Annotated in this window: 19 protein-coding genes and 6 tRNA genes; 16 read left to right on the top strand and 9 right to left on the bottom strand. The window is 43.5% G+C overall.

Translation table 11 applies throughout. The annotated features are described in order from the left end of the window. Window positions 1-129: 129 nt before the first annotated feature. The 4 genes from CWI32_RS00290 to hemE form a co-directional block, all read right to left on the bottom strand. A complete protein-coding gene (locus tag CWI32_RS00290; RefSeq protein WP_100534374.1) occupies window positions 130-2,016 on the bottom strand; it encodes an Lnb N-terminal periplasmic domain-containing protein in 1,887 nt (628 codons plus the stop codon). A gap of 77 nt (window positions 2,017-2,093) precedes the next feature. After that, window positions 2,094-2,564, bottom strand: a complete 471-nt coding sequence (locus CWI32_RS00295; protein ID WP_005096400.1) for a DUF3015 family protein — start codon at window positions 2,562-2,564, stop codon at window positions 2,094-2,096. 146 nt (window positions 2,565-2,710) lie between these two features. Beyond that, complete coding sequence (locus CWI32_RS00300) at window positions 2,711-3,511, bottom strand: DUF817 family protein (RefSeq protein ID WP_100534375.1); 801 nt, start codon at window positions 3,509-3,511, stop codon at window positions 2,711-2,713. A gap of 10 nt (window positions 3,512-3,521) precedes the next feature. Next, the gene (gene hemE, locus CWI32_RS00305; RefSeq protein WP_005096398.1) at window positions 3,522-4,592 is read right to left on the bottom strand and encodes a uroporphyrinogen decarboxylase; all 1,071 of its coding nucleotides are present in this window, start codon (window positions 4,590-4,592) and stop codon (window positions 3,522-3,524) included. Between the two features lie 206 nt (window positions 4,593-4,798). Here hemE and CWI32_RS00310 point away from each other — a divergent pair, with 206 nt between their 5' ends. The 3 genes from CWI32_RS00310 to CWI32_RS00320 all read left to right on the top strand — a co-directional run bounded on the left by CWI32_RS00310 (window position 4,799) and on the right by CWI32_RS00320 (window position 8,169). Then, on the top strand, window positions 4,799-6,019 hold the full coding sequence (locus tag CWI32_RS00310; protein WP_005171817.1) for a L,D-transpeptidase family protein: 1,221 nt from the start codon (window positions 4,799-4,801) through the stop codon (window positions 6,017-6,019). Between the two features lie 177 nt (window positions 6,020-6,196). Continuing rightward, complete coding sequence (locus CWI32_RS00315; protein WP_100534376.1) at window positions 6,197-6,895, top strand: pirin family protein; 699 nt, start codon at window positions 6,197-6,199, stop codon at window positions 6,893-6,895. A 302-nt stretch (window positions 6,896-7,197) separates the two neighbouring features. Further along, a complete protein-coding gene (locus tag CWI32_RS00320) occupies window positions 7,198-8,169 on the top strand; it encodes a methyltransferase (RefSeq protein WP_005096395.1) in 972 nt (323 codons plus the stop codon). 130 nt (window positions 8,170-8,299) lie between these two features. Here CWI32_RS00320 and CWI32_RS00325 read toward each other — a convergent pair. The 3 genes from CWI32_RS00325 to CWI32_RS00335 form a co-directional block, all read right to left on the bottom strand. Continuing rightward, window positions 8,300-8,389, bottom strand: a tRNA-Ser gene (locus CWI32_RS00325). A gap of 87 nt (window positions 8,390-8,476) precedes the next feature. Then, window positions 8,477-10,513, bottom strand: coding sequence for an NADPH-dependent 2,4-dienoyl-CoA reductase (locus CWI32_RS00330; RefSeq protein ID WP_100357220.1), 2,037 nt, complete (start codon window positions 10,511-10,513; stop codon window positions 8,477-8,479). Window positions 10,514-10,653: 140 nt separating this feature from the next. After that, a complete protein-coding gene (locus tag CWI32_RS00335; RefSeq protein WP_100534377.1) occupies window positions 10,654-11,007 on the bottom strand; it encodes a hypothetical protein in 354 nt (117 codons plus the stop codon). Window positions 11,008-11,255: 248 nt separating this feature from the next. On the opposite strand from CWI32_RS00335, the gene argG reads away from it, so the two are divergent. Beyond that, a complete protein-coding gene (argG, locus tag CWI32_RS00340) occupies window positions 11,256-12,596 on the top strand; it encodes an argininosuccinate synthase (RefSeq protein WP_100328771.1) in 1,341 nt (446 codons plus the stop codon). Between the two features lie 65 nt (window positions 12,597-12,661). Here argG and CWI32_RS00345 read toward each other — a convergent pair whose 3' ends face one another. Further along, complete coding sequence (locus CWI32_RS00345; protein WP_100534378.1) at window positions 12,662-13,942, bottom strand: GGDEF domain-containing protein; 1,281 nt, start codon at window positions 13,940-13,942, stop codon at window positions 12,662-12,664. 151 nt (window positions 13,943-14,093) lie between these two features. Here CWI32_RS00345 and pyrC point away from each other — a divergent pair, with 151 nt between their 5' ends. From pyrC to CWI32_RS00400, 12 genes are all read left to right on the top strand, one after another. Then, window positions 14,094-15,128, top strand: a complete 1,035-nt coding sequence (pyrC, locus tag CWI32_RS00350; protein WP_100534379.1) for a dihydroorotase — start codon at window positions 14,094-14,096, stop codon at window positions 15,126-15,128. Beyond that, on the top strand, window positions 15,113-15,772 hold the full coding sequence (gene rnt, locus CWI32_RS00355) for a ribonuclease T (RefSeq protein WP_034608604.1): 660 nt from the start codon (window positions 15,113-15,115) through the stop codon (window positions 15,770-15,772). Before pyrC ends, rnt begins: the two co-directional genes overlap by 16 nt. Window positions 15,773-15,792: 20 nt before the next feature. Continuing rightward, window positions 15,793-15,868, top strand: a tRNA-Glu gene (locus CWI32_RS00360). Between the two features lie 163 nt (window positions 15,869-16,031). Next, window positions 16,032-18,560, top strand: a complete 2,529-nt coding sequence (locus tag CWI32_RS00365) for a TonB-dependent receptor plug domain-containing protein (protein ID WP_100534380.1) — start codon at window positions 16,032-16,034, stop codon at window positions 18,558-18,560. A gap of 80 nt (window positions 18,561-18,640) precedes the next feature. Then, complete coding sequence (locus CWI32_RS15115) at window positions 18,641-18,790, top strand: hypothetical protein (protein WP_167381251.1); 150 nt, start codon at window positions 18,641-18,643, stop codon at window positions 18,788-18,790. A 209-nt stretch (window positions 18,791-18,999) separates the two neighbouring features. Further along, window positions 19,000-19,075 (top strand) — tRNA-Glu (locus CWI32_RS00370). A 112-nt stretch (window positions 19,076-19,187) separates the two neighbouring features. Next, entirely contained in the window at window positions 19,188-20,600 is a 1,413-nt protein-coding gene (locus tag CWI32_RS00375; RefSeq protein ID WP_074383042.1) for an amino acid permease, read from the top strand. Window positions 20,601-20,681: 81 nt separating this feature from the next. Further along, window positions 20,682-21,587: an alpha/beta fold hydrolase gene (locus tag CWI32_RS00380; RefSeq protein ID WP_100534381.1), complete on the top strand. Its 906-nt coding sequence runs from the start codon at window positions 20,682-20,684 to the stop codon at window positions 21,585-21,587. Window positions 21,588-21,718: 131 nt separating this feature from the next. Beyond that, window positions 21,719-21,794, top strand: a tRNA-Glu gene (locus CWI32_RS00385). A 24-nt stretch (window positions 21,795-21,818) separates the two neighbouring features. Next, window positions 21,819-21,894: transfer RNA gene (locus CWI32_RS00390), tRNA-Glu, on the top strand. Window positions 21,895-21,940: 46 nt separating this feature from the next. After that, window positions 21,941-22,016 (top strand) — tRNA-Glu (locus CWI32_RS00395). A 292-nt stretch (window positions 22,017-22,308) separates the two neighbouring features. After that, the gene (locus tag CWI32_RS00400; protein ID WP_100534382.1) at window positions 22,309-23,730 is read left to right on the top strand and encodes an iron-containing redox enzyme family protein; all 1,422 of its coding nucleotides are present in this window, start codon (window positions 22,309-22,311) and stop codon (window positions 23,728-23,730) included. A 63-nt stretch (window positions 23,731-23,793) separates the two neighbouring features. Here CWI32_RS00400 and CWI32_RS00405 read toward each other — a convergent pair whose 3' ends face one another. Next, a complete protein-coding gene (locus CWI32_RS00405; RefSeq protein ID WP_074383045.1) occupies window positions 23,794-25,038 on the bottom strand; it encodes an NADH:flavin oxidoreductase/NADH oxidase family protein in 1,245 nt (414 codons plus the stop codon). Window positions 25,039-25,135: the final 97 nt, after the last annotated feature.

Here is a 25,135-nt window from a genome sequence, read left to right on the forward strand (position 1 = left end):
AACATTATGTGACAAATATAACAAAATTCGGGTGCATTAACTAAAATATCGACAAGATTATTCCAATTATACTGATCGATGATTCACAGGAAAAGTTTCGTAAACTAGCCCTTAAAATATATAAGCCGTTTAAAAATAACGGATCAGGCCCAAACTCCATTGATCCCAGTCTTTCGCCTGTTGTTGCTGATATTCCCAAGACAATCGAACCGCATTCTGTGCAGTAAAGGCATATTGCAATTGGGTATTTAGCTTCAGATGCCAGCGATGCGAATCTTCCCAATAAGGCAGTTCCACTTGCACCAGACTGTTGATCTGATCAGTCCAGATATTCTGGCAGCCCAAAGTTGGCCCTGCTCCTACGCGCCAACCCTGATCGAGCGCCTTGCCCGCCTGAACGTGAGTTTGCATTTGTGCATAGCACAAATGTTCGCGGCTCGCATTTGCCCAGCTATAGCCCGCTTGGGTCTTAAAACCGGCGACGCCATGCTGTTGCTCTTCGCTAAACTGGCCATGACGGTCTAAGGCTTCCTGTGTCCAGCCCAGATTAAAACCCCAAGATAAGGGCGTATTAAATGGATTAATCGGGTTATAGGAATTGACGGCCAGTAAATCCAGATGTTCCAGTTTGAGTTCACTATTACGATATTGTAATGCCCCATCCAGAAACAGCAGTTGTGTGCCGGTACGCAAACCACCCTGTGGATCGATTAAATCATGATAGGCATGCCGATGCCCAAGCTGAACAAAGGATTCACCCTGAACCTGTCCGGCCTCAAAACTGATATTTCGTGCATGATGACTTTGTACTGGATCTGTTTTCGGACGCTCAGGTGCTTGACGCTGTTTCTCGATAGCCAGCTGACTTCTTAAGCCCAATAACTTGCGAAAACGTGGCTGGGCAAAGGACTCATCTACTTTCTGTCTGAGAAAATCCAGATATAGATGATCATAGGCCATTTCCAGCACTTTGGCCTGATCCTCTGCCGGATAAGTTTGCAACATTGAAGGCATGGTACCTGTTTCTGCATAAGCCAGCTGATGAGCCTTTTTTGCCAAAGCTTTGCCATGCTGTCTAGATTGAGCCAGCAACTGTGTTTCCAGGGCAGGACGATAAACTTTCTGTTTGATCAAGCCCTGCTGTTCTACCACTTTCAAGGTTTCGATCGGAATGGCAGTCGAATTAAACTGTTTTTGTAAATTTAACTCAGGACGCACCAGATCAAATAGCCCCAGCAGGCGATAAGCACAATTATCATTGATAAAATAATAAGGGAAACTCACCTTTTGCATTTCCCAAAGATGCTGCACCAGAAACCGGGTCTCTTGTGGAGTTAAATTTAATTCATATTCCCATAAATCCCGGCTTTCAAAGTCGCCATATTCTTTGACCTTGCGATAATACGGCATCAGGGAATATTCACCCAGATATTGTCCGGTCAGTCCTTTCCAGGCAAATGACCAGTTGTCATTGCCGTCGACGGTTGCGGCATAGTTGACGGCATAGGAAATCAGGTTGAGCTGCTGTTGATCTTTGGGATCTAGACGCAACAAGGTATGCCCGAACATCGAACTGGGATTGCCCATAAAATCTGTGGCATAAATCAGCGTGGCCTGATAGGGCTTGACCTCAGCAATCCATCGATCAAAATCCGGACAACTCACTTCAGGTAATTGCTGTTCGGAAATATCCAGCTGCTGCATTAACCAGCTGCTTCGGGCCGGAAACTTACAACGGATGGACTGATTCGGTTCTGTACTGCCAAATAAGGCCTGAATATTATGCTGTATTTCTTTTTTGAGATCAGTCTTTCCCTGCTCTGCCAGAAAATAGCCTGAATAATCGACCTCGCTGTGGCCTTTAGAATTAGCATACATCAGACGCTGCCAGGTGGTGCTCTGATCTAGGCGTTTGCTTTTGGCCTGATCGAGATAATGCTGGATATCCGGATTAATTTCGTTTGCAAAACTTAAGGGACTGAAGGCCAGACCCAACATGAAGAACGCATATTTCATTCAGTTAACTTATTCTCGTCAATTTCTTTGAGTCATAAGAAAACCCTGCCAGAATAGCAGGGTTTTCAAAGTGCGGATCAGATGTAAGATTTCAATACTTCATCTTTGGCCATCACTGTTTGTAATGAACTCAGAACTTGAAGGGTATTCTGGTTTTGTTCGGAATAGATTTCAGAAAAATTCTGCTTGGAAATGTTAAAAAAATGGCCTTTGTCTTCAGATTTGATATTCAGAAGTTCAGCCAGAACATTCAGGCTTTCACCTTCACCCACTGCCATATCACGCGCCAGTGCTTCAGCATTTTCATTGGTAAAAGTCACCACTTGAGCGGTGACTGTGCCACCCTGGCTACAACCTAAAGTACCAAACGTGATCCCGAGCCATTGATTCGTGAAAAGAACGTTGGTGGTACCTGCTAAAAGTTTAGGAATAATACCAGTCTGACCGGCCCACACCTGACTTCCGATACCACAGCCGACATCTCGGTCAGCCATTGCCATACTTGAACCAGTCGCTAATACTGCCGCCAGCATAATTTTTTTCAACATACTTATTCTCCAGTTATTCTCATGCAATCTTTGTTATTACTCTCATTATGTAATTTGACTTACACACTCAGCAGAGTAGCGATAAGTCAGGTTTGGCGCAATCGAAAAAATGCATGCTTTACATAAACATAACCTGAATAATTCCATTACTCTTTCAGCGTCCAGTCGCCATGTAAATTGCGCTGCCCTAAAATCTTCAGTACCAAGACCAGACTCAGCAATAACAACAAATACCAGGACCCGAGTTTGCCCCAGCCCACCATATGCCATTGTTCAATCTGACTTGGATAGAGCCAGATCTGATAAAAGGTACTGATGTTCTCGGCAATCCAGATGATAAAGGCCAGCAGCAGCAAGATCGGTAACATTGGCAACTGAAAAGCGTGCTGATTCAACTGAAAACGAATTTTAGTTTTCCAGAACATCAGCACGCTCCAGACAAATAAAAGCATGCGATAGTCAGGAATAAAAAACTTGCTCATAAAGTTGATATAAGACAACACCGCCAGCAGCAACATATGGCGAAAGCCTGGCAACTTTTCAAATGAGACCTGATATAAACGCAAGGAACGCGCAAAAAAACTGCCGACCGCAGAATACATAAAACCGGCAAATAAAGGCACGGTCATAATTTTAAAGATTGCCGGTTGTGGATAATACCAGGAGGCAATCGCAGGATGGGTCAGAAAGATTTCCATCACCATGGCCATGAGATGAAACAGCGCAATCACTTTGGCTTCGGCCCAGGATTCCTGTTTGGTATAAAGCAGCAGCACCTGAATGAGCAGGGCAAAAAATAACAGATAGTCATAACGGTAAAAACCGTAAAACAGATCACTGCCCATGGCAGCAGTGAGTGCAAACGCCAGCAGGAGTAGAATCCCAAATAAGGCAGCCGAAGCTGCCTTATAGGTAAATTCAAACCCTGATTTGAATAGATCGATCAAGGTTTAAATCCTAAAGATATTTAGCACTATACTCATGTACGGTATCAATAAAGGCTTTTGGATTGGCTGGATCGACCCACTGGGTAATGCCGTGGCCGAGGTTTGCTACATAACCGGTTTTTTCACCATTGGCATAAGCATCATCCAGCATGGCTTTGGTCGCCTTAATAATAGTTTCCGATGAACCATATAAGGTCGCAGGGTCGAGGTTACCCTGAAGCGCAGCACGACCCGCAACGGTTTGACGTGCTACATCCAGTGGTGTGGTCCAGTCCAGACCAAAGGCATCTGCGCCTGTAGCGATCATCGGTTCCAACCACTGACCGCCACCTTTGGTAAACAGAATTACTGGAATCTTGCGGCCATCTTTTTCACGGTGCAAGCCAGTAACAATCTTCTTCATATAGTTGAGCGAGAATTCAATATATTCACGATGTGCCAGTGCGCCGCCCCAACTATCAAAAATCTGTACCGCTTGTGCACCTGCATCAATCTGCGCATTCAGATAATCAATCACGGCATCGGCTAGACGTTCCAGCAAAGCATGCAGCACTTCAGGCTGTGCATACATCATATTTTTGGTGAAACGGAAATCCTTGCTTGAACCACCTTCCACCATATAAGTCGCCAAGGTCCACGGACTGCCAGAGAAACCGATCAGAGGAACCTGGCCACCCAAGGCCGAACGAATGGTCGACACTGCATTCATCACATAATCCAGATCCGATTTTGCATTAAAGGCCGGCAGATTTGCGACATCCTGCTCGGTACGGACAGTTTTATGAAATTTAGGCCCTTCACCCACTTCAAAATACAATCCTAAACCTAAAGCATCAGGCACTGTCAAAATGTCAGAGAACAAAATCGCGGCGTCCAGATCATAACGGCGTAAAGGCTGTAAGGTCACTTCACAGGCCAGTTCAGTATTTTTGCAAAGAGAAAGGAAATCTCCTGCCTGAGCACGCGTTGCGCGATATTCTGGTAAATAACGGCCCGCCTGACGCATCATCCATACCGGAGTGGCATCTACAGGTTCACGCAACAAGGCGCGCAGAAAACGATCATTTTTTAAGGTCGTCATTTACTTTCCTATCTATCTTTGATATTCGCCATATCATAACAAAAAGGTTGTATTTTTAATAACTTCTGCTGACTTTAAAAACCGATCAGCTTAAGCGACCAAATGTGATGTTTTACACAAAACAACTACTGCATCTCCACATTTTTTCTGTAATACTTATAGTGTTTTTTCACATTTTTAAAGAAATAATTTTAAGGTTGATTTACATGTTCGTTCGCACAATGCTCGCTGTGAGTTTAGGTTGCATTTTCGCAGGTACTGTTTTTGCTGCGTCTACTGCTGAACAACCATTGAACCCGCAAGTTGTTACCGATGTTTCAGTCCAGGATCCAATTGATCCACTCGCGACTGAAGCTTCAGCCGCCCAAGCACCGGCTGAAGCCAAAATTACGGCGCAAGAACAACAAGACTTAAATCAGGCCTCTGAAGCACTGAATGAGCTACAAGATACCGAAGACCAATCTGCTGATATTGGTGCAGCGCCAAATACCAAGGCCCCGACGAACTCTGCTGCGACCAAAGCTTCGTGGACTTTAGACGGCTTAAACAATGCCCAGTGGTATGAAAACATTGGTGCAGGTCAATTTCCGGTCTACGCACGTGCACATGTCATGCTCAACAATGCCCACGCTTCACCGGGTGCGATTGATGGTACCAGCGGCAAGAACACACTGAAAGCAATTGCCTCTTTCCAGCAAATGAATGGCATCAAGCCAAATGGCGTACTGACGCAGGAAACCTGGGACAAACTGGTGGCACGTCAGGGTTCCAAGCCGACCTTTGTAGAGTACACCATTACTGAAAAAGATCTGGCAGGACCATTTGCCAAATCGATTCCTTCAGATTATGCGCTACAGGCGAAAATGAAAGGTTTGTACTACACCAGCGCATCTGAAATGCTCAGTGAAAAGTTCCATATGGATGAAAACTTCCTGAAGAAGTTGAATCCAGGTGCTAATTTTAACAAAGTCGGCCAAAAGATTCTGGTGACCAATGTTCGTAATGAGCTACCAGAAGGTATTCACTTGATTGTTGCACATAAAGGTGCCAAACAACTGTACTTATTTAACAGTAAAAATCAAATGATCGGCTCATTCCCTGCCAGTATCGGCAATACCAGTACGCCTTCACCAACGGGTACTTATAAAATCACCGGCGTTGCACCAAATCCTTGGTATAGCTACTCGCCAAGTAACTTTGTTCAAGGTAAAAACACCAAACCACTGTCTCTACCACCAGGTCCAAACGGCCCGGTCGGTAATGTCTGGATTGGTCTCAACAAAAAATCATTTGGTATTCACGGCACACCGAATCCGTCCATGATTTCTAAATCCTATTCACACGGTTGTATCCGTCTGACCAACTGGGATGCCAATGATCTTGGCCGTAAAGTCAAATCTGGCGTAACTGTTCGTTTCTTAGAATAATGATCCGTAAAATGCTTTGAATAAAACGGCCCGCTTTTCAGTGGGCTTTTTTATGACTTGATTTTAAGCTGATATATCGTTGCAAAAATGCAATGATATGTCGCCTATTTGAGATTTTTTTGAGCTTAAAACAACAGTATGATGATCTCAAGTTGAAAATAAGATCGAGATGAAATCATGAAGGCTTTTCTACATCCTAGCGAAAATCGTGGTCATGTAAAAATGGGCTGGCTGGAGTCTAAGCACAGCTTCTCATTTGGTAACTGGTATGATCCCAAGTATATGGGGATCAGTGCCTTACGTGTTATTAATGATGATTTAATCGATGGGCATCAGGGTTTTGGAACCCATCCCCATGACAATATGGAAATCCTGACCTGCGTACTGAAAGGCACCATTACTCATCAGGACAGCATGGGCAATCATGGCGGTATTGCTGCGGGTGAATGGCAGCTCATGAGTGCCGGAACAGGTATTCGCCATAGTGAAATGAATCAGGGCGATGAGCGGGTACATTTACTGCAAATCTGGATTATTCCCAATGAACAGGATGCCAAACCGAATTATCAGCAAATTCGTCTGGATCCGCATGAGCAGCCTAACCATTGGCATTTAATTTGTGGACCGAATGACAATGCGCCGATGCATATTCGTCAGAATGCTGAAGTCAAAACTGCGGTAATTCAGCAAGGTCAAAGTTTGCAAGTGCAGGCCACCCAGCAGATCAATTATATTCATGTAGTTTCTGGCACTGTGCAGATTGCAGAACATAGAGTTGAGGCGGGTGGTGCAATTGCTTTTCTGGATGACTCAGCGATTCAAGCCATCGATGATGCGCAAGTGATCTGGTTTGATTTACCAGAAGTGCCTCACTAAGTTTTAAGGCTCTCACCCATCATGGCTATTAATCACTTTGATGAATAGCCATTTTTTATGAATCGAGAATAAAAGCAGACAGAAGCTTTATCAGAAGATAATTTTTTTAAAAACAGCTATAAAAATCACACCAATTCACATCAGTTTTTTACTTAAAATTCTGGCATTTCAGGCGAAGATGAAGCTGATTCATTTCTATTGAATGAACGCATCGCGAATGGCTGATCTGGTCATGGTCTTATATGGGATTCAACGTCTATCCAGCTTTGTATTGATTTTAAATAAACCAAAGAGCAACGCTTATGAACCAGATTTTAGAAATTCAGAATCACCAGCAACATGCTCTGCATTTTTTACTAGCGTTTTTAAAACAACAAAACTATCAGTTCACAGCCATTACCCCGTTGTCGCATCAACGGATTTTAGATCGTAAAAGAAACGAGAAAAATCAGGAAATAACCCTGCAGGATATATTTGGCTGGAATCTGGAATTTAGCAAAACCGATCTTGATCCGGTTCTTTTTTCCTTGCTGGCAAAACAGCAACTTCTACAGGTTCAGGATGAGCAATACACCAGTCTGGTCAGAGTCGCTTCACTGGAAGGTGAACTCTTTATTCACTCTTCCTTTCCGACCACACAACAGGATGCTGTTTTTTTTGGTCCCGATACTTATCGCTTTGTCTATCATCTCAAGCAATATCTAGCCACCGAACCTCGCCCTTTCAAACGGGCTGCTGAAATATGCTGTGGCACCTCTGCTGCTGCCATCAGTATCGCCAAATACTTTCCGGATCATGAGGAAATCTTTGTAGCAGATCTAAACCCCAAAGCCTTGCTCTATAGTCAGCTCAACATTGATTTTTCGGGTTTTGCTTCAATCTCTCCTGTACAGAGCAATTTATTTTCCAATCTTGAAGGTCAGTTTGACCTGATTTTTGCCAATCCACCTTATTTAATTGATCCTGAGCAACGGCAATATCGACACGGAGGTAATGAGCTCGATGGCAATGAATTATCTTTTAAAATTATAAAACAAGGCCTGCAAAGGCTAAATTCAGGCGGCCGTTTATTTTTATATACCGGCGCTACCATCACACGAAATGGCAATCGATTTTTACAGTATCTGCAAGACCTGATGCAGCAGCATCAAAATATTCACTGGTCTTATGAGGAAATTGATCCGGATATTTTTGGTGAAGAATTAGAGCAACCTGCTTATCAGCATGTGGAAAGAATTGCTCTGGCTCTGATTAAGATTGAAGTATGCGATTGAAGAATATCTGTTTATAAATTATCGACTTTTTAAATATCGAACCTCTTTAAGATCCGTTTATTTTAAATCATTCTGTAAAATTCATCAGCAATAAAAAAACCCCAATCTTTCGATTGGGGTTTTTAAAATTTGGCGGAAGCGGTGAGATTCGAACTCACGGAGGACTCACACCCTCGTCGGTTTTCAAGACCGGTGCATTAAACCGCTCTGCCACGCTTCCATGGGCGCAATAATACGGCGCTTTTATGTAACTGACAAGTGAAAGTTACAGTGAATCTGATTAACTGCATATAGTTTCATCAAATCCCTACAATTTGGCGGCCAATTCGGCTCCTTCACGAATGGCACGCTTGGCATCCAGCTCGGCAGCCAGTTTAGCCCCACCAATAATATGATATTGTGCCAAGGTATTTTCCCCGGCAAGTGGCATCAAATCTTTTACCGACTCCTGTCCTGCACACACCACAATACTATCCACACGCAATAATTGAGCGTGGCCATCCACCTCAATCCATAAGCCTTCATCGGTAACAGATTTATATTGCACACCGCGCAACATGCGCACCGCGTGTTTTTTTAATTGGGCACGATGTACCCAGCCTGAAGTCTTGCCTAGGCCTGCGCCAAGCGGTGTCTTTTTACGTTGTAATAAATAAATTTCACGAATAGGTGCTTCAATTTCTGCACCTTGCATGCCGCCTTCACTGACATAATTTGGATTCGGGTCTACACCCCATTCACGTTTCCATTCATTCACAGGTTGCGGCTGTACCTGATGAGGCGGCTTTAACAAAAACTCGGACACATCAAAACCAATACCGCCTGCACCAATGACCGCAACACGATCTCCGACTGGCGCACCGCGTAGTACTTCTGCATAAGACAAGACTTGCGGTGCCTGACTGCCTTCGATCTTAAGCGCTCGCGGCACGACACCAGTCGCGACAATGACTTCATCAAAACCTTCACGTTCCAGCTGTTCACGGTTCACTTGGGTATTTAATCGCACATCAACGCCGGTTTTTTCCAATTGGACTTTAAAATAACGAATCGTTTCGTGAAACTCTTCTTTCCCCGGAATGACTTTAGCCAGATTAAACTGTCCACCCACTTCATGACTGGCCTCAAACAGCGTCACATCATGCCCGCGACTGGCTGCGACTGTGGCCGCAGACAGCCCTGCAACACCACCACCGACCACTGCAATACTTTTGGCTTTTTTGGTTTTGACATAGACCAGTTCGGTTTCATAGCCGGCACGTGGATTGACCAGACAGGTTGCGCGCTGGTTTTTAAAGGTATGATCCAGACAGGCCTGATTACAGGCAATACAGGTATTGATTTCATCAACACGATTGGTCGCGGTTTTATTGACCCAGAAGGCATCTGCCAAGAATGGACGTGCCATCTGCACCATGTCTGCCTGGCCGGAAGCCAGAATTTCTTCAGCAGTATCTGGCATATTGATCCGGTTCGATGCAATGACCGGCACCGCCACGTGCTTTTTCACTTCAGCGGTATAATCGACAAAAGCTGCACGCGGTACAGAAGTCACAATGGTGGGAATACGTGCTTCATGCCAGCCAATACCGGTATTGAGTAAAGTAATCCCCGCCTTTTCCAAAGCTTTAGCCACGGTAATCACATCTTGCATGGTATTGCCATCATGTACCAGATCCAGAAGCGACAAACGGAAACAGATAATAAATTTTTCGCCAATTTCCTCACGAATCGCTTTGACAATTTCTACGGCAAAACGCATCCGGTTTTCGATCGGGCCACCCCAACGGTCAGCACGCTGATTGACATGCCGGCTTAAAAACTGATTCAGCAAATAGCCTTCAGAACCCATGATTTCTACGCCATCATAGCCGGCTTTTTTGGCAATACTGGCCGTTCTGACATAATCCTGAATGGTATTCAGAATCTGTTTATCTGACATTTCACGTGGTTTAAAGGGAGAAATCGGCGACTTGATCGGGCTGGCCGAGACCACAAAAGGCTGATAGCCATAACGTCCGGCATGCAGAATCTGCAACAGAATTTTGGCACCATGCTTATGCACTGCATGCGTCACCAAACGATGCGGCGCAATGTCCCCCAAAGTATTCATGGTACCGCCCGCCGGTAACAACCAGCCTTGACGGTTGGGCGATATTCCACCCGTAATCAGCAGACCTGCGCCACCCTTTGCACGCTCACCAAAATACGCAGCCAGTTTGGGATAATTATAAAAACGATCTTCTAGGCCAGTATGCATCGACCCCATCACCACCCGGTTCTTAATGGTGGTAAAACCCAAATGCAGTGGCTTTAAAATGTTGGCATAGCGCGTCGTAGTCATAACAAATCCCTGATTATATTTGGCTGAGCAAGTCATTCCCTTACTTTAACTGATTTTCAGTGGCTTTTTATGACCCGGAGTTCAGCATTTTCAGGCACAAATATCAATCTTTAGAAGAGGATCACTTTCTATTTGGCGGATTAATCCTGCCATTGTCGCGCGCTAGATTTCCATAATGCAATCACGCCCAATACTGTACCAATCGGAAAACTCAGGAGCATCAGGATGGCCATAATTCTGGATAAAGTCCGTCCTGAACCATTGCCCTGTTTGACTTTGATGCTGGCCTGTATATTAAAAAATACCAGGCCGCCTAAAAGCAGCAGCACCATACCTAAACTCAGCGTAGAAATACTGGCTTGCTGATATTCCAGATATAAAAATACCAGTGTACTAAAACCAATCAGACCGGCATAAATCCCATGCAACAGTGCCAGCGTTTCATTCTTGGTTTTAGGATTTAAATTAGGTAAGGGTGGGATATGAGTCGCCATGCATTTATTCCTGTTTTATCTGAGTTTTTAACTTTATTCGGCTGAATATAGCGAATTTTTAATTTTTTAGCAGGATTCTGCTCAAAATCGTGCAATTTATGATTATTTAAGCCTATTGAATATAGATTTTAAAACGAGTTTTTCTTTTCTAAAGCAAACCTAAATAAATTAATGATACAATTGAGACAATATGTATTTTTTCAGGCCACCAATTCTGGCGTGCCTATTTCATATCATTAGGATGAACAATGTCTGATAATGCAACTATCTTGCAGAATGTCCCAGTAGGTAAAAAAGTTGGTATTGCCTTCTCTGGTGGTCTAGATACTTCTGCTGCTCTTTTGTGGATGAAACAAAAAGGCGCTGAACCTTATGCTTACACAGCGAACTTGGGTCAGCCAGACGAAGACGATTACGATGCGATTCCAAAAAAAGCTGAAGCTTATGGCGCAGTAAAAGCACGCTTAATCGACTGCCGTTTACAGCTTGCATTAGAAGGTATTGCTGCAATTCAATGTGGCGCGTTCCACATTTCAACTGGCGGTGTTCCTTACTTTAATACGACTCCTCTTGGTCGTGCTGTTACAGGTACCATGCTTGTCACTGCCATGAAAGAAGATGACGTCAATATTTGGGGTGACGGTTCTACTTACAAAGGTAACGACATTGAACGTTTTTACCGTTATGGTTTGTTGACCAACCCTGCGCTTAAAATTTACAAGCCTTGGCTAGACCAAACCTTTATCGATGAGCTTGGCGGCCGTGCAGAAATGTCGCAGTTCCTGATCGACAACGGTTTTGACTATAAAATGTCAAAAGAAAAAGCCTACTCAACAGATTCAAACATGTTGGGTGCGACCCATGAAGCCAAAGATCTTGAATACCTGAATGCGGGCATCAAAATCGTGGATCCAATCATGGGCGTTGCCTTCTGGAAAGATGACGTAGAAGTTAAAGCTGAAGAAGTATCGATTACTTTTGAAGAAGGTTTCCCTGTTGCGATCAACGGTCAACGTATCGAAGATCCAGTTGAATTCATTCTTGAAGCAAACCGTATCGGTGGCCGTCATGGTCTAGGTATGTCGGATCAAATCGAAAACCGTATTATCGAAGCAAAATCTCGCGGTATTTATGAAGCTCCGGGTATGGCGCTGCTTCATATTGCTTATGAGCGTCTTGTGACCGGTATTCATAACGAAGATACCATCGAACAATACCGCATCAACGGTTTACGTTTAGGCCGTTTGTTGTACCAAGGCCGCTGGTTCGATTCTCAAGCGCTGATGTTGCGTGAAACTTCACAGCGTTGGGTGGCTAAAGCCGTGACCGGTACTGTGACTTTAGAACTGCGTCGTGGTAATGATTACACCATCATGAACACTGAATCTCCTAATCTCACTTATGAAGCTGAGCGTTTGACTATGGAGAAAGGTGATTCTATGTTCTCTCCAATGGATCGTATTGGTCAGTTGACCATGCGTAATCTGGACATTACCGATACCCGCGCAAAACTTGGCATCTATACAGAAACTGGTTTGCTTGCAGTGGGTACAGCCTCTGCAGTGCCACAACTGAAAGACAAAAACTAAGTTTTGTTTTTGTTAAAAAACCGCTCTTGATGAGCGGTTTTTTTATGGATAGTTGTTCTTGATGTTTAAAGCATCGAGCCATTGGCGGTATATGAATTGACGGAACGAAGTGATTGATAATAAATCTGATTGCGCCCAAGCTGCTTGGCACGATACAACGCCTGATCTGCAATTCCCAATAATATATCTTTATCAGTATCTGTTTCACCACGATAGACGGTAATGCCTAAACTGATGGTAATATGTCTCGCAACCAAAGATTTTTCATGGGGAATTTCCAGACGGTCAATCGCCTTGAAAATATTTGAAGCTACGGCATAAGCACCATGTGCATCTGTTTCTGGCAATAACACAACAAACTCTTCCCCGCCATAACGCGCCACAAAGTCCATATGACGGATCGCATTCTTGATGGTTCTGGCAATGGTTGAAATGACATCATCGCCTTTCTGATGCCCATAAAAATCATTATAGTTTTTAAAAAAGTCCACATCGATAAACAGAATCGCCAAGGCAGTGTCTTCACGACGGGCCCGTTCAAAATACACTTCAAGCGTTTCATCGAAGGTTCTCCGATTGGAAATCTTGGTCAGTTCATCATACTGGCTTAAATGTAATAATTCGGTGGTATGAATACGCTGGATCTGCTCACTGATTCTGGCCCGGATACTGTATAAAAAAATCACACGCTCACGCGCGAAAATCATATGACTAATTACATAACCCAGTAAGCAACTCCCAATCAGAATTCGCCCAAAAACCAGCGGATTAAAGTCTATGGCCATGATTGATAATACAATAATGGTCGTTGCTGCAGCGACCAGTCCGGTGACCAGCATCTGTACAGGCTTAATACCGGTCAGGATATAACCCAGAATATAAATAATGGTGACGATTGCCATCGACTGGTGTTGTAACGCTGGGGTTTTAACCAACATCGTGATACAGGAAATCGACACCAGCATCCAGAATACCAGCAGCATTGAAGCTTGCGGAAAAAAGCGCTTGATCTTGGGTAAACAGGAAAACATATAAAAGAGAATTAATGACATACTGCCATTCAGTAGCCCGAACATAGACAGCACAAAATCATGCACGAAATATTCTTTACTGATAATCCAGTAATCTGTGGGGATCATCACCACCAGAAAAATAAAATAAGCCAATACCCCACCCCAAACATATTTTTCGACATGTTTGCGGGCACGTTCCAGATTTTTTGTCCAGAATTCCTGTTCCAGATGTTGAGGGAAGACCGGGCCTACACGCTGACTTTGGCGTGTAATTAATTCTTCTATGTTTTCCTTGTCATCTTGTAATTTCGCTAAACTGTACTTGTATTCCATTGCAAGTATTTATGTAATTTTTTTAGTAATTTTAAAATAACATACTTTTTCAAATTAATTTATAGATATCCCTTATTTTGTAGCCCTTTCTCATTACCATTTTTGCTATAGATGGATTATCATTTGTTTTATTTGTTCGACTGAATTTGCCTTGAATACGATTACGATTCTCCAGCCAGATGATTGGCACGTTCACCTGCGTGATGGTTTAGCACTTCAACGTACTGTTCCCGATTTAGCCAGACAGTTTTCTCGCGCAATCTGTATGCCGAATCTGGTACCACCCGTTAAAACCGTTGAAGAGGCCAATGCCTATCGTGAACGCATCATGGCGCACGTACCTGAAGGGATAAATTTCGACCCGCGTATGGTGCTGTATTTCACAGACAACACCCCGGCAAGTGAAGTTAAAAAGATCAAAGAATCTGCGCATGTCAATGCCATCAAGCTCTATCCTGCGGGTGCAACCACCAATTCTGATAGTGGTGTCAGCGACATGAGTAAAGTGTATGGCGTAATTGAGCAGCTTGAAGAACATCAGGTGCCTTTATTGCTGCACGGTGAAGTGACGCATAACCATATCGATATTTTTGACCGTGAAAAGCGCTTTCTGGATGAAGTCCTCGCACCCTTGCTCAGACAGTTCCCTAAGCTGAAACTGGTGTTAGAGCACATTACTACCAGCGAAGCAGCAAACTTTGTGCTTGAGCAAGACCGTAATGTCGCTGCAACCATTACGCCGCAACATTTATTGTTCAACCGTAATGACATGCTGGTGGGTGGCATCAAGCCGCATTTCTACTGCTTGCCAATTTTAAAACGTCAAACCCATCAGCAAACCTTGCTGGAAGTGGCGACTAGTGGCAATCCTAAATTTTTCCTAGGCACAGACAGCGCACCACATTCAAAAAATGCAAAAGAAAATGCGTGTGGCTGTGCAGGATGTTATAGTGCGCCGACTGCCATTGAGCTGTATGCTCAGGCATTTGATCAAGTGGGTAAAATTGAACGTCTGGAAGGTTTTGCCAGCCACTTTGGTGCAGACTTCTATGGCCTGCCACGTAATACCAGTACCATTACACTGGTTAAAGAAGATCAAGTAATCCCTGAAAGTTTAGACTATTTGGATGGTGAACAGATTATTCCGCTCTATGCGGGTAAAACCATTCAATGGAGAAAAGTGTGACAAATGAAACCCTCCCAATCATTGGTCAACGTTTTCGTGGATTCTTACCTGTAGTTGTCGATGTCGAGACGGCAGGTTTTAATGCACAGACTGATGCATTGCTGGAAATTGCGGCCATTCCGATTGTTTATAATGAGGATGGCCAATTTGTGCCGGGCCAAGCTTACCATGCACATATCAATCCTTTTGAAGGGGCCAACCTCGATCGCAGGTCACTGGAATTCATCGGCATTGATCCGTCAAATCCGATGCGGATTGCCATGGCTGAAGATGAAAAAACCGCATTAAAGCGTATTTTCAAATCGGTCAATGACGTGCGCCGTCAGCAAAACTGTACCCATGCGGTTTTGGTGGGTCACAATGCACATTTCGATTTAGGTTTTGTTCAGGCAGCAATTGCCCGTACCGGCACCAAAAACCAGAACCCGTTCCATAGTTTTTCTGTGTTTGACACGGTGACCTTGAGTGCGGTGATGTTTGGTCAAACCGTACTGGCGAAATCCTGTATTCAGGCCGGGATCGATTTTGATGGCAAAGAAGCTCACTCTGCGTTATATGACACACAGAAGACGGCTGAACTGTTTTGCTATATTTTAAACAAACTCGCGCCTCACCTGCTTGACACTCTGGTGGCGGATCAATAAGATACCGCCATCTTCTAAACGTCCCTATCGTCTAGAGGCCTAGGACATCGCCCTTTCACGGCGGTAACCGGGGTTCGAATCCCCGTAGGGACGCCATATATTTTCCTCCCTTTTCATATTTTTATTTTTCAGCGACTTAAGCTGCTTAAATCTTACACATTTAAAGCCCAATTAATGCAAATAATTCTCATTACTATTGATTATAGCAATCAAGTTAATGATAATCGCTTTCATTATCTTTCAAAGATTTAACCTTCCCATGCGTTTTGCCTACTCTTCACTTTCACTCGCTATATTGGCAGCTTTATCAACCTCTAGTTTCGCAGAAGAATCCAGTTATCAAGAATCTGTCCCCAATAAGGCAACGCTTAAGTTCAACACGATTATTGTCGAAGCTCAGCAAGGAAATGAAGTTGGGAAAACGGTTTATAGCAAAGAAGATTTAGCAAAAACGCCGAATAGCTCAAAGAATATAACTGATTTTTTAAAGGTGAATCCGAATGTGCAGTTTAGCCAATCACAGTTAGCAGCAGGCTCACAAGGTGAACTTAAACCCTCTGAAATTTCTATCAATGGTGCTCAAACCTTCCAAAATAATTTTATTGTGAATGGCGTATCCAATAACCTATTAATTAACCCTGCTGATGGTCCAAGTAACTACAATACATTTAGCACTGGCTCTCAAGCGATGGCTGTCAATACAGACTTACTGTGTGATTTGGAAGTACTCGACAGCAATATTTCTGCTGAATATGGTCAGTTTACCGGTGGCGTGGTCAATGCAAAGACCTGTGCACCACAAACTGAAATCGGAAAGATTCATGGTACTGTCACATATGATTACACAGAAAGTGACTGGGCTCGCTTTAATGCTGTTAGCCCATTAGAAGAAGAGCTCTTTGAAGAGCCGACTGAAGCCTATCAAAAGGAATATACCAAACAAGGTTTAAGTGCCAATATTTATGGCAAGCTTTCAGAGCAATGGGGGTTTAATAGTTATGCATCAAAACGTAAATCTATTATTCCTGTAATGAGTGGTTTTGATGACCCGAAAAAAATTGATCAAGAACGCAGTAATACCAACATTGGTTCAACCTTCTTCTATAACCCAAGCGAGACAGTGAAAGCTAAATTTGGATTTGATTATGCTTTACTTGACAGCTTGAATTATGCTGAAAGCCGTCGCAACTCAGCCAGTACGCTTGACACAGAAACGACAACAATGTTTTCAGAGTTAGAACACCACATAGGATCTGTAACATTAACGCATAAACTCAACTTCCAAAGTGCTGATAATGTCCGAAACTCAGAAAACAACTATGGTTTTATTTGGCATTATGCTGAAGGCAGTAAAGATTGGACCGACTCAAAAACCGTATCTGAAGGTACGCTTTTTGGTCAGCTAGAACAAAATCAAACTGCGCTCAACTACGACTTAAAAGCAGCCTTTGATCCATTCAAAATTGGTACGACTCAGCATAAGATTACAGCGGGTACAGGATACACTCATGCAGAAGTGGATTGGAAACGTGCCTCTGATGTATATATGTCAAATGTTTCAGCTGTCAATATGAAAAATTTAGCTAACAATACCTGTTTAGCTGATGATGCTTTATGCGATGCGACACCCACGATTCAAGGTTGGACAGGACAATATGTCGCTGCAGGTTCATTGTATAAAGCTGGACAATTCTCTGCTCAACAAGACCGCTTCAATGCTTTCCTTGAAGACAACATTCAATGGAACGATCAATTATCGACCCGAGTAGGTGTCCGTGCCGACTACGACTCTTTAAGCGGTAATTTCAATATTTCTCCACGTAGTTCCGTGTCTTATAAGCCCTTTGCGAATGACAAACTGCAATTTTTAGCAGGCTGGAATCGTTACTATGGTCAGCAAACATTAGGCACCGAACTCAACGATGGTATTGGTGAGTTGATGTATAAATTCTCACGTGAGAATCCGCAGGCGGACTGGGTCACATCTGCAACGAACTCAGCAAATGCCACACGTCGCTCTGACCTAGACACACCATTTAGTGATGAAACTGTTTTGGGTATCAACACCCAATTACATTCTTGGGATTTAGGTCTTAAGTGGGTGAATCGCAAATACCAAGATGAAATTTCACGTACCCACACCGATATCCCAAAAGATGGTTTCAACTTCTCTTATGAATATAGCAATGATGGTCATGGTGAAGCCGACATCTACACACTCACATTAAAAAATCGTGAAGCTTTGAAATTCGCTAGTACACAGCATTTCATTGCTTTTGGTTTTGACTATAGCGATGTATTCCGCAGTTATACCGATTATACCGACAAATTCATAACCGCAGATCAAGATGAACTCGTGTCCTATAACGGTAAAATTATGCATTGGTCAGAGCGTCCTGCACAAAACTTCAACCAACCATGGACTGCCCGTGTAAATTGGGATATTGCTTTCGATCACGCACCAGTAAAACTTTCAAACTTCTTTAGCTATAAAGACAGTTACGACGATATGATCACAGTGACCAGTAAAGATGACAAAGTAGAATATGAAGGTAATCTTCTTGATACTTATATTGCTTCTGAAATTAAACCTAAATTTATCTGGGATATGCGTACAACTTATGATTGGAAACTTTCAAAAGATTTACATGCAATCTTTGGTTTAACTATTAACAATGTAACTAACCGCACCAACACGTATACCACCAAATCAACAATCGCAAGCAAACCAAGAGTTATGACTGAAATCGGCCGCCAGTTTATCGCCGATGTCACTTTCAAATTCTAAGTTTTATAGAGAGCACTCCGGTGCTCTTTTTAATTTGCTTAGGCTATAATTAATGCAATTTCGTACTTTGTCTATGTGCCATGTTAAAAAAGATCTTACTGGTTTTACTGATTTTAGCTCCTTCACTGCTTTATCTTTATATCGTGAACCGTGAAGAGAAAGTAGAAACACCTGTCGAGCAGACTGCTCCTGCGCATAACTCGACAGAATACCAAACACCCGATCATTAAAATCTGGCTGTTTTAAACTCCTGCCAGCCGCGGGAGTTTCATTTTCCGCCTAAATGACGAGCAAATAAGCCCAATCATTCGACTTATTTAAGCCCTCAATAAAATTAATGCATTACTCCTGTTTAATGTTTGAACTTTTAGCGCTTTTTTATATAAAAGCCTTTTGACAAAAACCAATTGAGTCCTTAATATACGCATCACCTCGCAACGTCCCTATCGTCTAGAGGCCTAGGACATCGCCCTTTCACGGCGGTAACCGGGGTTCGAATCCCCGTAGGGACGCCATCTATCGATCGCATACGATCAAGCCTTATTCAAAATTATTATTAATACATTGCAGATTTGTAGTTTTTCACTACAATAACTCGCTTCATTCTTCTGATTTTTTTCAACTCCTATGCACTCATCTCCGAATGATGCTACGCATCAGGGCAATTCTGCGCCTTTAAAACGCGCTATGAGTACTCGACATCTGGTCATGATTTCGCTTGGTGGCGCAATCGGAACAGGCCTATTTTTAGGGTCGGGTGAAGTCATTGCACAAACGGGGCCTGTAGGTGCCATTATTGCTTATCTCCTGGGCGGCATTATCGCTTACATGGTTATGCTCTGTCTGGGCGAACTTGCTGTTCATATGCCAGAATCTGGTTCATTTGGTGCTTATGCCAAACGTTATATTGGACCGGGTACAGGCTATACCATCACCTGGTTATACTGGCTGACCTGGTCTGTCACTCTGGGAACCGAATTTACTGCAGCCGCCTTGCTGATGCAGGAATGGTTCCCGGATATTTCCATGTGGTTATGGACCATTATTTTTGGTGTCTTTGTATTTAGCTTAAATATGATTTCGACCAAATGGTTTGCCGAATCCGAATTCTGGTTGGCACTGGTGAAAGTAGTCACTGTTGTTGCCTTTATTGTTTTGGGCTTACTGGCCATCTTTGGTGTTTTGGGCTATCAGGGCTACGAAGCTGCACCTCTATTCACCAATCTGACTGCCCAGGGCTGGTTCCCTGAAGGTCTATTCCCGATTTTTGCGACCATGCTGATCGTGAACTTTGCCTTTTCGGGTACAGAGCTGATTGGTGTTGCGGCGGGTGAAACTGAAGATCCTGCGAAAAATGTCCCTAAAGCCATTAATACTGCGATTTTCCGCTTATTAATTTTCTTTGTGGGAACGATTATCGTGGTGACGGCCTTACTCCCGCATCAGGAAGCTGGCTTGGCCGCTGAAGGTGTCAGTAGCAGTCCATTCGTAACGGTATTCCAGCACATCGGTATTCCTTATGCTGAAGACATCATCCGCTTTGTGATTATCACTGCGTTACTTTCTGCTGCCAACTCGGGCTTATTTGCCGCTTCTCGTATGATGTGGTCATTGTCCTACAGCAAACAGTTACCTGCCGTATTCTCAAGACTCAATGCTCGCGGTGTACCGTATATTGCAGTCATAGTGACCATGCTCGGTGCATTGCCAGGCCTGCTGTCTGAACAGTTTGCGCCAGAAACCATCTTTACCAACCTACTGGGCATTGCGGCGTTTACCATGGTGGTGGTCTGGATGAGTATTTGTTTAAGTCAGTTCAACTTCCGCCGGCAGTGGTATAAACAGGGTCGCACGGTCAAAGAACTGGGCTTTGCAGCACCATTGTTTCCGATTGTGCCGATTTTAGGCTTCGTGTTCTGTTTTATTACCTGTGTCAGTATGGTCTTTGATCCATCAATGCGCATCAGCTTCTTTGGCTGTCTGCTGTTTATTGCAGCCTGCTATGCCAGTTATTATGCGTTCTACCATAACAAGTCTTAAGCATCAGCTTTAAAAGAGCGACTTCGGTCGCTCTTTTTTGTCTATACTGATTGTATATTGGGCAGCTTCAATGGTGCGTCGATGAAAATTGTGTTTATTCACGGCATGAACAAGCAACAGTATACGGCGCCTTCATTACGCCAACATTGGCTGCATCTTCTCAAAAGAGGCCTCAGAAATAACCCGCAACAGCAAGCCCGTTTTAGCTATTTAAAACGGCATATCCGTATCCCTTTTTATGGTGATTTACTCTCTCGACATCATTTGCATAATCTACTCAATGCCAGCACCTTAATGCCGCAGCAATGGCCGCATTTCCCTTTTCTACATCCGGCACAGCGGCAAGCCGTACCACCAACCAATCAGTGCAAATATCAAGTTTGTGATGTGCCCCAGTTAAATCCAGATAAGACATTCAACTTTGATCAAAAGCTGAATTTTATTACAGCATTAAGCAAAGATATTGCCTTGCGGGATTTTGCGGTACTCATTAATTATTTCCCCAGTTTACACGCCAGTTTTTTGCATAAGTTCCTGCTGGAAACCTATCTTTATTTGGCCAATCCGACTTTTATGCAGGAAGTTCATCGGCGCATTCATCATCAACTGCATAGCAGCAAACCACAGATTCTGGTGGCACATTCGCTGGGTAGCGTGATCGCCTATAACTATTTGCTTCAACATCCAGAACTGAATATCCAGCGTTTTATTACCCTCGGATCACCGCTGGAATTTCGTGTCATTCAGGCGCATCTTCCGCAACCGATGATAAGACCTGCTGCAATTTCAGGCGATTGGATAAATTTCTATTCACATGATGATTTTCTCACCGCATTTCCACTCTCAGCAGCTTCATTTAATTTTCAGCCTGCCATTATCAATCAGGAAATTCGTACCTTTGTACAACGTCCACATGATATTGCGGGCTATTTACAGCATCCCCAAGTGTTAGCTGCCATGCTGGAATTGCTTAAAAATTCAGCTTAATTTAAGTCATTTTCCATTATTTCAACAATATTGTTTTAAATTTATGCACTCAATTCAGAAAATAAAAATTTTTATAGAAATGCGTTTGACACCCCCCTATTTTCACCCTATTATACGCCCACCTCTGAAACGTCCCTATCGTCTAGAGGCCTAGGACATCGCCCTTTCACGGCGGTAACCGGGGTTCGAATCCCCGTAGGGACGCCAATTTTCAGAAGTACATTTTATTAAGTCCCTATCGTCTAGAGGCCTAGGACATCGCCCTTTCACGGCGGTAACCGGGGTTCGAATCCCCGTAGGGACGCCATTACTTCAAGCTAAAAGTAAAGGTTTTAAAATTTATCTTCTGTACTGTCCCTATCGTCTAGAGGCCTAGGACATCGCCCTTTCACGGCGGTAACCGGGGTTCGAATCCCCGTAGGGACGCCATATTCGAGATGGCAACATCTCAACAAAAAAGCCCGGGCATTGCGATTCGGGCTTTTCTGTATTCTGAATTTTAAATATAATTTTTTATCACTCATTAAAATATGCTCTTCGTTACATAGGCTGCCATGTAATTCATATTTTACAATTTGCATTCTTTTAACATTTCTATTCATATAAATATCCGTTCATTTTCATTTAAAGCAATACACCAATAAATTAGAACAAAAATTCAACATCTAGACGTCAAGTCGCACGTTAAGGTAACTGAAGAGATATCTGCAAGGATCAGATTATGTTCGTCAGCACAGAGTTAAGTTTGCCTTTATCGCCAAATAATAATCATAATTATCAATTTAAAAGCTTTAAGGATTGGGTCGACTTTTTTCAAGATACTGAAATCTCGACGAATACCAAAACCGAACAAGCTGAATCCTATTTGAGCGATCTGATTAAAAACCTCAATATAGAGCCATTCGGATGGCTGGATCAACCGTTACAGGTTGAACAGCATCTTTTAGAACAACATCATCAAATTTGTGCCAAGTTTCAGGCTTATCTGGGACGGCGTAAACAACATCAGGCCCGGGAGTATTTCCCAACGGTTTCACATGCTTTCGAATTTCTGTCCAAGGTTGCACCGGTTAAACTGGTCGATGGTTCTTGGTTATATTCCACCGTACATAACTGCAATCAACCCGAGCTGAAAGATTTGATCTATATCTATCTGGAAGAACTGGGTCTGGGACATCCACGTGCCAATCATGTCACCATGTATCAGCACCTGTTAAGTCACTATGAGCTGAACAGTTATGCCGAACAACTGGATGCCAGTTATTATGAGCAGGCCGCGGTACAGTTAGCACTGGCTTATGCGCCGGCCAAATACTTGCCTCTGGTGATTGGTTTTAATCTCGGCTATGAACAGTTGCCGCTGCATCTGCTCATTACCAATTACGAATTGGCTGAACTCGGGATTGATCCCCATTATTTCAATGTGCATATTACGATTGATAATGCCCACAATGGCCATGCACAAAAATCCCTGCAAGCCTTTATCCAGCATTATGAGAATACGGAAGATCCAGAGACCTATCTTGATTTGATCAAGCAAGGCTATCTGCTCAATGACGTCGGTAAAAGTTCTTCCCAGATTGTGAAAGAGCTAGATATTGAGCGCATGGCCTTAAAAGTATTCCAGAACAAGGCACTGATTGGCCAATATATTCATAACCAGAAATGTCAGTTTAGTGGCAAGACTATCAATGACTGGTTATCAGATCCGGCACAAATTTTCAAGTTCCTGAATGTACTGATTGAGAAAGGCTGGATTATTAAAGATGCTCCTGTTGAACAGAGCCGTTTCTGGAAAATGATTGATCATCCTGAAGGTAAAATGTTTGGTGTGTTTAATGCGACTGAAAAACAGATCATTAAAGACTGGATTCAGGGGGCAACTTTAGCGACTCGGCTGTCTTCACGCAGCGCAGCGCCGTCTCAGGCGAAAGTTGAACCTGCTTTAAGCCGTATGGATCAACAACGTTTAAATCAGTTAAAAAATCGCTTTATGCGCTGTGAAGGTGCGGAACAGAAAATTGACTTGCTGATTCCCTATACTTCACCGCATATGCATCATACTGAAGTGGGTTTATGGGCCACTCGTCAACTGGGACAGTTATTATTTCCTTTCCAGACCCAGGCGATGCATTATTCTTAACTATGTGATGAATAAAAAACCGGGCATTCTAATTGCCCGGTTTTTTATGCTTAGATGATAAATTTAAGCCGATTTACGCGAATTCAACTGCCCTTTAATTACGGCTTTAACATTGCCTTTGAGGTAGTTCAAAAAGACTTTTAACGGTGACAGTTTTGGATTCGGCTGTTTGCCTTTGGCAATTTCCTTAAACTGCGCGGCATACCAGATAATTTCCATAATCGCCATTTTGTCAACCAGCGGAATACCGGTTTTAATTTTCTCAACCGCATAACGTACATCTTGCCCTGCAATCAAACGATCACCCAGATCCGGCTCTACCGCAAAAGGTCGGGCGATGCCAACAAAATCACACGCACCACTGTCGAGTGCAGCATTCATGCCGTCGACGGTTCTAAAGCCACCGGTCACCATGATATGGCAATTGACTTCCTGACGGATCTTTTCGGCAAAATCGAGGAAATAGGCTTCACGGGCAATGGTTGAAGCTTTGCGTTTGTCTTCTTTTACACCAGCCATGGCAGGCGCTTCATAACTACCGCCGGATACTTCAATGATATCAATCCCGGCTGCATCCATCGCCTTAAAGACATAGATCACATCTTCTTCACTCATACCACCGCGCTGAAAGTCAGCGGAATTCAGTTTGACTGAAATAATGAAATTTTCTGAGCTTGCAGCACGGACAGCCTGATAGGTTTCCAGCAGAAAACGGGTACGGTTTTCAATACTGCCACCCCATTGATCCTGACGCTTATTGGTCAGCGGTGACAGAAACTGGCTAATCAGATAACCATGTGCCCCATGCAACTGGACGCCTTCAAAACCGGCCTTTTCACAAATTTGCGCTGAAGTGGCAAAGCGCTGGATAATCTCCAGAATTTCAGTTTCAGTCAGCGCACGCGGTGTGCCGAAGCTGACGGCCAATGCCGGACTAAAAGGCACGGCCGACGGCGCAACTGTTTCTTTATTTAAGCCTTTGGGACACTGACGACCCGGATGTGACAACTGCACCAGTTGTACCATACCCTGCTGCTTGCCCACTTCCGCCCAGACTTTAAGCTGCTCCAGATCACGCTCGGTTTCTACCACCACCACGCCCGGCTCATTCTTGGCACGAAAGTCCACCATGACATTGCCGGTAATGGCACAGCCCAGTCCACCTTTGGCCCAGGCTTCATACAACTTGAAATGTGCCTGATTGGGCTGGCCGGCATCATTGGCCAGCGCCTCACTCATAGCGCCTTTAATAATACGGTTTTTGAAATTGGTATGACGAATTTGAATGGAATCGGCCAATTGGGTCATGATCTGTCCTGATATTACTTTTATTTTGTACTCGTTTATAACGCAAGTCAGGATAATTGACAATTCAACTTGTCAAATTTACACAATTTTCATCTGC

Origin of the sequence: Acinetobacter pseudolwoffii (genome assembly GCF_002803605.1) — a bacterium.
GTDB lineage: Bacteria > Pseudomonadota > Gammaproteobacteria > Pseudomonadales > Moraxellaceae > Acinetobacter > Acinetobacter pseudolwoffii.